The organism is Acinetobacter sp. UBA6526 (assembly GCF_002434875.1).
GTDB lineage: Bacteria > Pseudomonadota > Gammaproteobacteria > Pseudomonadales > Moraxellaceae > Acinetobacter > Acinetobacter venetianus.
On the sequence record NZ_DJLC01000168.1, the window covers coordinates 1 to 10,476 of the forward strand.

Here is a 10,476-nt window from a genome sequence, read left to right on the forward strand (position 1 = left end):
GTGAAAGTGCAATCACGGGACAATTCATTTCTTTGGCCAAAGCTTTAAGGCTTCGTGAAATTTCAGAAATCTCGCCGACACGGTTGTCGCCCATACCTGGAACTTTCATCAACTGTAAATAATCGACCATGATGCAGCCAATTTTACCGTCATGCATTTTTGCAATACGACGTGCACGAGAACGTACTTCTGTTGGTGGTAGTGCTGAGGAATCATCAATATACAAATGCTTTTCTTGAAGTTGAAGAATCGTACCTGTAACTTTTGACCACTCATCACCATCAAGTTTCCCTGAACGTAAATGTCCTTGGTGAACTTTGCCATAAGAAGAAATTAAACGCATCGCAATGGAGTCGGCTGGCATTTCCATTGAATAAACCAACGCGGGTAAATTACAGTTGAATAAAACACTTTCAACTAAGTTCATTGCAAAGGTTGTTTTACCCATAGAAGGTCGTGCAGCAACAATAATCAAGTCACCTGCTTGCATACCATAGGTTTTATTATCAAGTTCAAGGAAACCTGTAGAAAGACCTGTGATATTGCCATCCATTTTGGATAGTTCATCCAGTTTGCTAATGACATCAGCAGTAACTGAGCTAATTGATTTAGGGCCAGCATCCTTTTTATTGTTATTGTGCTGTTCTGCTAACGAAAAAATATTGGTTTCAGCTAAATCTAAAATTTCACTGACAGGTCGACCTTTCGTATCATAAGCATTTTGTAAAATATCACTACTGACTTTAATCATGCTGCGTAGGGTGGAGAATTCTTTAATTTTATTGGCATAGGTTTCCAAGTTATAAAAACTTGAAGGGGAGTCTGCCATGAGTTGCATTAAATATTCTTCACCACCAATTGCATCTAATAGGTTTTGCTTGAGCAACCAGTCGTTAACGAGTACAGCATCATAAGGTGAGTTTTCTTGAGCAAGCTTTTCAATTGCGCGATAAATATATTTGTGGCGCGTCGCGTAAAAATCATTTTCTTTGAGTAAATCACCCACTTGCTCAAATGATTCTGCAACAGTCATTAGTGCTGCTAAAACTGCTTGTTCAATTGCAAGGTTATGGGGGGGAGTCCTGAATTCTTTGAGTTGACCTGAGTCATTCACTTTACTCTCTGTGTTGGGAGTATTTTTTGCAAAATTGGCATTTGCCTGTGACATAACTAGACCTAATAAAAAAATGAAACCGTAAATGAATGACTATCTTAATCCAAATGGATTCAAACCGGAGGGTTTAATTGGAATAAAATTGTTTAATTGGTGAAAAAGTACAGCCTAAATTTTAGGCATAAAAAAAGAGCATGTAAAACATGCTCTTTTCTTTGCAGAAATTACTCAGATACGATAGTAACGAGAACTTCAGCAACAACATCATGATGCAATTGGATTGCGATGTTGAATTCACCAGTGTGGCGAAGCGCACCGTTTGGTAAACGAACTTCTGCACGGTCAACAACAAGACCAGCATTAGTTAAAGCATCAGCGATGTCACGAGTACCGATAGAACCGAAGAGTTTACCTTCGTCACCAGCTTTAGCAGTGATCACGATGTTAACTTCGTTCAACTGTTCAGCACGTGCATTCGCAGCAGCTAATACTTCAGCTTCTTGTTTTTCAAGTTCAGCACGACGAGCTTCAAATGCAGCAGTGTTTGCTTCAGTTGCAGCTACAGCTTTACCTTGAGGGATCAAGAAGTTACGACCGTAACCAGCTTTAACTGATACTTTGTCGCCTAATTTACCAAGGTTCTTAATGCGTTGTAATAAGATAATATCCACGGCTCAACCTCACTTATGATTGTCAGTGTAAGGAATCAAAGACAAATAGCGAGCTTGTTTAATTGCTAACGCTAATTGACGTTGATAACGAGCTTTAGTACCTGTAATACGGCTAGGAACAATCTTGCCATTTTCAGTGATGTACTGTTTCAAAGTGTCGATATCTTTGTAGTCGATGTACGCAACATTCTCAGCTGTAAAGCGGCAGAACTTGCGACGACGGTAAAAACGTGCCATTGATGTTCTCCTTATTCAGCTTCTTGAACTGCTTGTTGTGCTTCTTCACGTTGAGCTTTACGCGCACGTTTTTCTTCAGCACTCTTAGCAAGTAAAGATTCTTCAGTAATTGCGTTTTCACGACGGATGATGATGTTACGAATGATTGCGTCGTTATAACGGAATAATTCTTCTAATTCATCAAGAGTCGTTTGACCACATTCAACATTCATAAGAATGTAGTGCGCTTTGTGAATTTTGTTAATTGGGTAAGCCAATTGGCGACGGCCCCAATCTTCTAAACGGTGAATTTGACCTTCAGCTTCTTTGATCTGAGAGATATAGCGTTCAACCATACCTACAACTTGATCGCTTTGGTCTGGATGTACCAATAGTACGATTTCGTAGTGACGCATTGTCAGCTCCTTACGGTTTAAGCAGCCCCTAAATATAAAAATTAGAAGCAAGGAGTCATAACTAAAAAGTTATGTCGCAAATTGCGAAGCTGCGATTTTAGACACCTTTCACTAAAATCGCAAGTTAATTCATGTTTTTGATCGAAGCAAAAAGATCACATAGCCTTTAAAATTGGGATCGTTGGTGTATTTCACATCTTTTTGATAGCGACCACCTTGTACAAAACCAATTTTATAGGGCAGCTTTAAGGTCGAAATTCGCTTTAAGTATTGTGAATAATTCGGAATCGTGGTTGTGCCTTGATAGGTTTGAATAATTAACTCATTAATATTTTGTCTAAAAATAGCTAAGGTCGTTTGATCTTTAAAATTAGTCCAATCAAGCAAGCCAGTAATACTCAATTGATAGTTTTGTGGAAGTTTATGTCTCAGTTTTTGTAGAAAAAAGGCGTAATCCCTAAGGTTCTTGGTTTTACTATCAAAATCAATTTGAATACCAATGACATTGTTTCCTTGATTTTTCCACTGAGCGAGACGATTAAAAATATTTTGGTAGTCCTGTTCAGTCCAATTTAAATGATGAGTCCTAAACACTAACCAGATTTTTTGATGGGGGAGTTTTAAAACAGAAATACCTTGTGGAATAAGCACAGAACTTTGCTTTTGTTTAACGTAGCGAATCTCGCCTTGTAAGATATAGAGCTCTTTTGCATTGATTAGATAAGGGGCGGTTTTAATGTCACCCCAAATCCAGAAACTGTCAAAATTATTTGCATCAATTGTTGAAGTCGCTGACTGTGTGGGTTGGCATGCATTTATGCTAAACATGAGAAAGAAGCACGCAACAAGCTTTATTAACTTCAACATATTGATTTACCAATAATACTTCAGTGATTTTGCCCACGACGTATTTGGATACTCTTTTTTAATCCGATCAAACCAATTTTTTCGTGTTATTGAACTCACTTCATCATCATTACAATCATTTATTCCGCTTGGCGCATAACACTGTACAGCACGATAAAGGGCATAAGCTTGCAAGTCACCTTTTGATGAAGACTTGATAATGTCTTTATACACTTGCCCACGAGCAAAAATCTGTCCAGAAAAACTTGAATGTTGCTTTTCGGCGTAAGTAAGTTGCTGTAATGAATATCCTTGTTCACTCCGAATATATTCACCTAAACATACATTTAATAATGGATCTTTGGGTGAGGAAATGAGTTGTGTAATTAGCGTTTCAAGACGATTACATTTGAGTTGAGGCGTAATTGTTGTTCCATTCCATATAAATTGTGCAAATTCAGGCTTGTTTTTTAATTGTTCGTTTGAGCTGTTATAACCTTGGTATTGATCTGCATTTTTTGGCATGTAAGCATAAGTTTGTTTGAATAATGCATAGTCTTGGTGGATTAAACTTTTACTTAATAGGGTAAAAGTTGCTGCTTGTTTTTGATCAATCGTACTTTTATCTGACTGGATAATCGCTTGTAAGCTTTTTGCGTCAGCAACTAGAGTAATAAAGTTTCTTTGAAGGTTTGCTTGGCTAATTTTTGCAGTTTTACCAATAAATGCAGAATAGTCTTGTTTTGCATTCAGATGATTTGAGAGAGCGGTTTCAAACAGCGATTTTTGATAGTTATCTTTTGCATGTGCAAGTAATTGTCCCCAGTACGCCTCAGCAGTATTCTTTTGCCCAGTTTTTTCTAAAATTTGACCTCTCAAAAAAATCTGACTGAGTTGCAAATAGTTTTTAGCGGTATAACTTTCTTGTGGAAGATAACTAAGCGCTTCTTTGGCTTTATTTTGAATAAAGAATAGATGCATCGCCTGTAAATATTGAAACAATTCCTGCAGATCTTTGAAGTAAGGCTTTTGAGCATTCAATTGTGTCCATGAAATTGGACGATATTGATCAGAGGATGATTTCCTCATATACATGAGATCATACGTTGCCAAAAAGAATGGATCTTTGAGCTGTTTGGGATCGAAATTCCTACTTTCAAAAATACGGCGGTTAACTTCAGCAGGGAGTTGATTGACCGTTAGATTGTAAAACTTTGATTTTGGATTTTGGATTTGCCATACAATTTCATTAATCAGTAAATCTTGTCGTCCAGCAAGCCAAAAACCACGACGCATAAAACCACGAGCACTCGCGACATATTGCCCATTTGGATAGGTCTTTAAATAGGTGCTAATGTGATCTAAAAAGGCTTTTATGAGAGGGGCGTTAATTTTGTCTAAATTAACGTCGCCGTATTGATTCATGCCAGTTGCATAAGCGGCATTAAGCGATGTACGAATGAGCATATATTGCGAAGTTTCTTTTAGCCAAGCATCTTCAACAGTTGTAAGAACGGTATATATTTTAGTAGCTGCTACATAATTTGCTTTATAAAATAAAATGCTGGCATTGAGATAGGATGCATATTGCCTAGTGGTTACAGACCAATTTGGGTCTACCGCAATTAGCTCAATTTTGTCACCACATTGATCTACTTTTTCTCTCGCTTGAATCAGAATTTGTTTTTCATTTTCAGGAATTAATTTTTGTTTTTTTACTTGGGAAATAAAAATTTGTTTACCTGAATTTAATGTTGCGCAGCGTTCATCAAAAAACGTATTGTCGCTATCGAGTTGTTTTCTTTGATTTGGAATTTTATTACTGACTACATAGGGGAGAGAAGAGGCTTCAAATGGAACTGAGCCATAAAAAGCATCCCATAAATTTGGATCTGCAGATAATGGAGCAATCGTTGCTAAGCCTGAATCGCTGAGCAATAACAGCATATTGGTTTGGTTATCATTGGCTGGGTAGAGAATGGGTAAATTGCTGCAAGATTGATATTCATTGCTATTCATAGCGAAATCAGGTTCACAAGTGATATCCGCACCTGCATATGCAATATGGCTATGATAAGCAATGAATGAAAAGCACGAATAAATGATAGCTTTTGAGATTAGATTTTTATGTAGATTCATTATGGTGATAAATATTAATTAATTATTCAGCCAAATGATAACAATAGAAGCAGAGAATAAAAAGATAGAGATATCCTCTATCTTTTTTAGAAAAGAGGGAACATAGGTGCAGGACTTTTGAAAGTAAAGCTAAAACTCAAACTGATCACAGTAATTAAAATTACTGAAAATAAGAAAAAGCGCTTTGCCCAAAGCTGATCATTTTCAGCTTTAAATCCTAAAACACCAATATAGAACCAATATGCGCATAATAAGTTACAGATCACCAAGAAAATAATATTGGTATATCCATAAAAATATAGTGCATTCATAGCAAGTGTAAATAAAACCACATAAATTAGTGATTCAATTTTTGTTCTAAGAATAGAACGTGCTACGGGTAAAATTGGTACACCTGCATTTTTGTAGTCATCAAAACGATAAATCGCGATCGCCCAAGAATGTGGCATTTGCCATAAAGCATATGCAACAAAAATCAACAAGGCCGCCATATCGAACTGATGCGTTACAGCCGTATAACCAATAACAGGAGGACTCGCTCCAGAAATACTACCAATAACGGTTTGATGGATTGTAGTACGTTTTGTCCACAAACTATAAAAACCGACATAGACGACAAAACCAATCACAGCGAATAAAAAAGCATAAGCATTCACATAGAACCAAAGAATGCTAAATCCAATCACACCTAAGACCAATGCATAAAACATCGCAACAGTAGGGGAAATGGTTTTTTTAACAAGTGCACGGTTCATGGTGCGTTGCATTTTTTGATCGATATCTTGATCAATTACATTATTTACGACACAACCAGAGGCAACTACAAAAGTTGTTCCAATCAGTGTAAGTAATAATAAGAGGCAGTCTATAGAGCCTTGGGCGGCTAAGAAGAAGCCGCCCAAGGTGGTAATAAAATTACCGAAGAGAATTCCTGGTTTAGTCAGGAATAAATACTTTTTCCACATGACAATCAGTTTAGATCATCATGTTGTAGTGTAAGTAATTCATAATCCACACAGAGCCGACTAAAAGTACAGCGATACATAAGATTGTGTAGATAAATGCAATAAGATTCCAACGTTGTTCAGACGATGTATTCATGTGTAAGAAGTACACAAGTTGTACAAGAACCTGAGCAACAGCAGTGATTGCAATTACTGTAACTAAAATGCCACGACTGAAACCGCCAGCCATCACCATCCCGAATGGGATGATGGTGAGGATAACAGATAGGATAAATCCAACAGTGTATTGCTTGAAGTTACCGTGTGATGCACCTGCAGCATTATGGTCATGACTACTCATTAGACAACTCCCAGTAAGTAAACGACGCTGAATACACAGATCCAAACGATGTCAAGGAAGTGCCAGAACAAGCTTAAGCAAGCCAGACGACGTGTATTCGGTAATGTCAAACCATTCTTTTTGATTTGATACATCAATACCAGCATCCACACTAAACCAGAAGTTACGTGGATACCGTGTGTACCAACCAAAGTAAAGAACGATGATAAGAATGCACTGTGAGTTGGACCATGGCCTTCATGTACAAGGTGACGGAATTCGTAGATTTCCATCCCGATGAACGATGCACCGAAAAGGAATGTAATGAATAACCAGGTGATCACCTGATTTACATTCTTTTTATAAGATGCCAGTACAGCAAAACCAAAAGTAACCGAAGAAATCAATAAGGCAAAAGTTTCAGTAAGTACAAAACCTAATGACTCGCCAAATAATTCTTTTGGACTTGGTGTGCCCGGTGGAATATGACTGCTTAATACAGCAAATGCGATGAAGAGTGATCCGAAAAGAATCAAGTCACTCATCAAGTATGTCCAGAAACCAAAGACCGTTAAGTCAGTATCATCATGTTCATGATGACCATCATGGCCGTGGTTGTCGTGATGAAGTACTTCAGCCATTTCCTTAGTCCTTCTTCAAGTGTTTTTCAAGTAACGCGTAGCGTTCATTCTCAATGCGCTCAACTTCAGCAGCAGGAACGTAGTAATCAACATTCTTAGTGAATGAGCTTACGATCAAGCTAATTACAGCAGAAACGAATGAAACAACGACAAGCCACCAAATATGCCAAATTAATGCAAAACCAAGAACAGTAATGAACATTGCAATGACGAAGCCCGCAGCACGATCAGTCGGCATGTGGATATCTTCATATTTAGTGTTACGCGCGTATGCTACACCATTTTCTTTGTCAGTCCAGAAACGGTCAACACCGCTAGCATCTGGTACATGCGCAAAGTTATAGAATGGAGCAGGAGACGAAGTCGCCCATTCAAGGGTACGGCTATCCCATGGATCGCCAGTATGGTCCATGTTGTCCTTACGTTGTAAGAAACCAACGATGATTTGCATTAAGAAACATGCAATACCAATAGCAACAAGAACGGCACCAAATAATGCGATCGCTAAGTATGGATCCCATTCTGGGTTGTCATATGTATTCAAACGACGAGTCATACCCATGAAACCAAGGATATAAAGTGGCATGAATGCAAAATAGAAACCGAAGAACCAGAACCAGAACGCAGCTTTACCCCATGCTTCGTTGAGCTTCCAACCAAACATTTTCGGCCAGTAGAAGATGATGCCGGCAAACATACCAAACACCACACCACCGATAATTACGTTATGGAAGTGAGCGATCAAGAAGAGTGAGTTGTGTACAAGGAAGTCCGCAGGCGGAACAGCCATAAGTACACCAGTTAAACCACCAATACCGAATGTTACTAGGAAGCCAAGCGTCCATAACATTGGAGTAGTAAAGGTGATGCGACCTTTATACATCGTGAATAACCAAGAGAAGATTTTCACACCTGTAGGAATCGCAATAACCATGGTCATGATACCGAAGAACGCGTTAACGTTCGCACCAGCACCCATGGTGAAGAAGTGGTGAAGCCATACAACGAACGCAAGTACAGTAATCGCGATAGTTGCATACACCATAGACTTGTAACCGAACAACGCTTTACGAGAGAAGGTTGCAACGATTTCTGAGTATAAACCAAATGCTGGTAATACCAAGATATATACTTCAGGGTGACCCCATGTCCAGATCAAGTTCACGTAAAGCATTGGGCTACCGCCAAGCTCATTAGTGAAGAAATGGAAACCGAAGTAACGGTCTAAAGTAAGCATTGCAAGCGTACCTGTTAATACAGGGAATGATGCAATGATTAATACAGCCGTACACAGTGAAGTCCATGTGAAAATAGGCATGTCCATTAATTTCATGCCAGGTGCGCGCATTTTAATGATGGTAACAAAGAAGTTAACACCAGATAAAAGCGTACCTAAACCTGAAACTTGCAGTGCCCAAATGTAGTAGTCAACACCTACACCTGGTGAATATTGGATACCTGAAAGAGGAGGGTAAGCCATCCAACCTGTTGCAGCGAATTCACCTAATACAAGTGAAACCATCATTAAACCAGCAGCGCCTGCGAATAACCAGAAGCTTAAAGAGTTTAATAATGGGAATGCTACGTCACGAGCACCAATCTGTAATGGAACAGAAATGTTCATCATACCGACAACGAGACCCATAGCCACGAAGAAGATCATGATGACACCGTGTGCGGTGAAGATCTGGTCGTAGTGGTCAGGATGTAGATAACCTTCGCCGCCGCCTTTCGCGAGGAAAAGTTGTAGACGCATCATGATCGCATCTGCGAAACCACGCAAAAGCATGACAACAGAAACGATGATATACATGATACCGATCTTTTTATGGTCTACAGATGTAAACCACTCATTCCACAAATATCCCCATTTTTTAAAATAGGTGATACCGCCTAGCACTGCAATTCCACCAAGAGCCATCATGACCATGGTAACGAGTACAATCGGCTCTGTTGGGATAGAGTCCCAACCTAGTTTGCCAAAAATCATATCCATGTCTTATTCCCCTTGAGCAGCATGTTCAGCTGCAGCATGAGTTTCTGCCATTGCATGTCCAGCAGAGTGATCAGCACCGTGATAATTACTCATATAGTGGTTGATAATTGTTTCAAACAATTTTGGTTCAACTGAAGAGTAATAAGTCACTGGGTGTGGCTTGTTCGGGAACGGTTTCATAGCTTCGGCTTTAGCAAGAGCTTCTTCATCACCAGCAGCTTTAGCACGATTTACTAAAATCTCAATCTGGCGTTTAGAACGATCACCGTCTTTAAGTGTCGCTAATTCAGCTTGGTCAAGTGTTCCTTTCTGAATTGCTTCAGGATTGATACTTGTGCCATTACCAGCTTTAACTGCTTCAACCCATTGTGCAAATTCTGGTTCAGTCACACTATGAGCTTTAAAGCGCATTTGAGAGAAACCGTAACCTGAATAGTTTGCAGAGAAACCACGGAATACACCTGGTTCATCAGCTAATAGGTGAAGGTGAGTTTGCATACCCGCCATCGCGTAGATCTGACCGCCTAACTGTGGAATGAAGAACGAGTTCATTGTAAAGTTAGAAGTGATCTTAAAGCTTACTGGTGTTTGTTCTGGGAAGCGTACTTCGTTTACCGTTGCAATATTTTGCTCAGGATAGATAAAAATCCATTTAAACTGTTCAGCGACAGCTTGAATAGTTAATGGTGCTTTATCTGATTCTAACGGACGGTAAGGGTCGTACTTGTGGGAACCCCACCAAGTTAACCAAGCTAAAATACCAATAATAATGACAGGAACACCCCAAACAACGATCTCAATTGTCGTAGAGTGTGCCCAAGTAGGTTTATAGTCTGCATCTTTATTCGATGCGCGATATTTCCAACCAAACCATAATGCCATTACGATTGATGGAATTACCACCAATAGCATTAAATAAATCGCAGTCATCATCAGGTTACTTTGACCTTGACCAACTGGACCTTTATTGTTTAGAAGTACCATATCACCGCCGCACCCAGTCAAGAGCGCAGCCATCGTTGATAAAGACAATACAGCTAAAATCGTTTGTCTCATTTTACAACCTCGGTGAAGAGTCCCATTCCCTAATTAAATTATGGGATAGCGATTAAAGTGTCGCATGATTGATAAGAATTTTTTGTGAAATGCTTAG

Annotated in this window: 11 protein-coding genes; all 11 read right to left on the minus strand. The window is 39.0% G+C overall.

All coding sequences use genetic code 11. From position 1 onward, the window contains the following. A partial coding sequence (locus tag B4237_RS11665; protein WP_286943222.1) for a replicative DNA helicase occupies positions 1 to 1,168 on the minus strand: 1,168 nt, incomplete at its 3' end. Between the two features lie 170 nt (positions 1,169 to 1,338). Next, positions 1,339 to 1,785: a 50S ribosomal protein L9 gene (gene rplI, locus B4237_RS11670; RefSeq protein WP_004878635.1), complete on the minus strand. Its 447-nt coding sequence runs from the start codon at positions 1,783 to 1,785 to the stop codon at positions 1,339 to 1,341. A 9-nt stretch (positions 1,786 to 1,794) separates the two neighbouring features. Beyond that, the gene (gene rpsR, locus B4237_RS11675; protein WP_000090661.1) at positions 1,795 to 2,022 is read right to left on the minus strand and encodes a 30S ribosomal protein S18; all 228 of its coding nucleotides are present in this window, start codon (positions 2,020 to 2,022) and stop codon (positions 1,795 to 1,797) included. Between the two features lie 11 nt (positions 2,023 to 2,033). After that, a complete protein-coding gene (rpsF, locus tag B4237_RS11680) occupies positions 2,034 to 2,417 on the minus strand; it encodes a 30S ribosomal protein S6 (RefSeq protein WP_004878637.1) in 384 nt (127 codons plus the stop codon). Positions 2,418 to 2,546: 129 nt separating this feature from the next. Then, on the minus strand, positions 2,547 to 3,245 hold the full coding sequence (locus B4237_RS11685; protein WP_278596440.1) for a DUF3142 domain-containing protein: 699 nt from the start codon (positions 3,243 to 3,245) through the stop codon (positions 2,547 to 2,549). Between the two features lie 45 nt (positions 3,246 to 3,290). Next, entirely contained in the window at positions 3,291 to 5,402 is a 2,112-nt protein-coding gene (locus tag B4237_RS11690) for a hypothetical protein (RefSeq protein ID WP_278596423.1), read from the minus strand. An 86-nt stretch (positions 5,403 to 5,488) separates the two neighbouring features. Next, positions 5,489 to 6,367: a heme o synthase gene (gene cyoE / locus B4237_RS11695; protein ID WP_004878642.1), complete on the minus strand. Its 879-nt coding sequence runs from the start codon at positions 6,365 to 6,367 to the stop codon at positions 5,489 to 5,491. A 10-nt stretch (positions 6,368 to 6,377) separates the two neighbouring features. Continuing rightward, on the minus strand, positions 6,378 to 6,707 hold the full coding sequence (locus B4237_RS11700; RefSeq protein WP_004878644.1) for a cytochrome o ubiquinol oxidase subunit IV: 330 nt from the start codon (positions 6,705 to 6,707) through the stop codon (positions 6,378 to 6,380). Continuing rightward, entirely contained in the window at positions 6,707 to 7,327 is a 621-nt protein-coding gene (gene cyoC / locus B4237_RS11705) for a cytochrome o ubiquinol oxidase subunit III (protein WP_286943228.1), read from the minus strand. The genes B4237_RS11700 and cyoC overlap by 1 nt, the downstream gene beginning before the upstream one ends. Before the next feature lie 4 nt (positions 7,328 to 7,331). Continuing rightward, positions 7,332 to 9,323, minus strand: a complete 1,992-nt coding sequence (gene cyoB, locus B4237_RS11710; protein WP_286943230.1) for a cytochrome o ubiquinol oxidase subunit I — start codon at positions 9,321 to 9,323, stop codon at positions 7,332 to 7,334. A 3-nt stretch (positions 9,324 to 9,326) separates the two neighbouring features. Continuing rightward, positions 9,327 to 10,379, minus strand: coding sequence for a ubiquinol oxidase subunit II (cyoA, locus tag B4237_RS11715; protein ID WP_286943231.1), 1,053 nt, complete (start codon positions 10,377 to 10,379; stop codon positions 9,327 to 9,329). Positions 10,380 to 10,476: the final 97 nt, after the last annotated feature.

What these genes read in the sequence shown, in the direction of transcription:
- B4237_RS11690 (WP_278596423.1), bottom strand. Translation starts at nt 5,402, where the DNA reads ATGAATCTACATAAAAATCTAATCTCAAAAGCTATCATTTATTCGTGC.
- cyoE (WP_004878642.1), bottom strand. Translation starts at nt 6,367, where the DNA reads ATGTGGAAAAAGTATTTATTCCTGACTAAACCAGGAATTCTCTTCGGT.
- cyoA (WP_286943231.1), bottom strand. Translation starts at nt 10,379, where the DNA reads ATGAGACAAACGATTTTAGCTGTATTGTCTTTATCAACGATGGCTGCG.
- cyoC (WP_286943228.1), bottom strand. Translation starts at nt 7,327, where the DNA reads ATGGCTGAAGTACTTCATCACGACAACCACGGCCATGATGGTCATCAT.
- B4237_RS11700 (WP_004878644.1), bottom strand. Translation starts at nt 6,707, where the DNA reads ATGAGTAGTCATGACCATAATGCTGCAGGTGCATCACACGGTAACTTC.
- rpsR (WP_000090661.1), bottom strand. Translation starts at nt 2,022, where the DNA reads ATGGCACGTTTTTACCGTCGTCGCAAGTTCTGCCGCTTTACAGCTGAG.
- cyoB (WP_286943230.1), bottom strand. Translation starts at nt 9,323, where the DNA reads ATGGATATGATTTTTGGCAAACTAGGTTGGGACTCTATCCCAACAGAG.
- rpsF (WP_004878637.1), bottom strand. Translation starts at nt 2,417, where the DNA reads ATGCGTCACTACGAAATCGTACTATTGGTACATCCAGACCAAAGCGAT.
- B4237_RS11685 (WP_278596440.1), bottom strand. Translation starts at nt 3,245, where the DNA reads ATGTTTAGCATAAATGCATGCCAACCCACACAGTCAGCGACTTCAACA.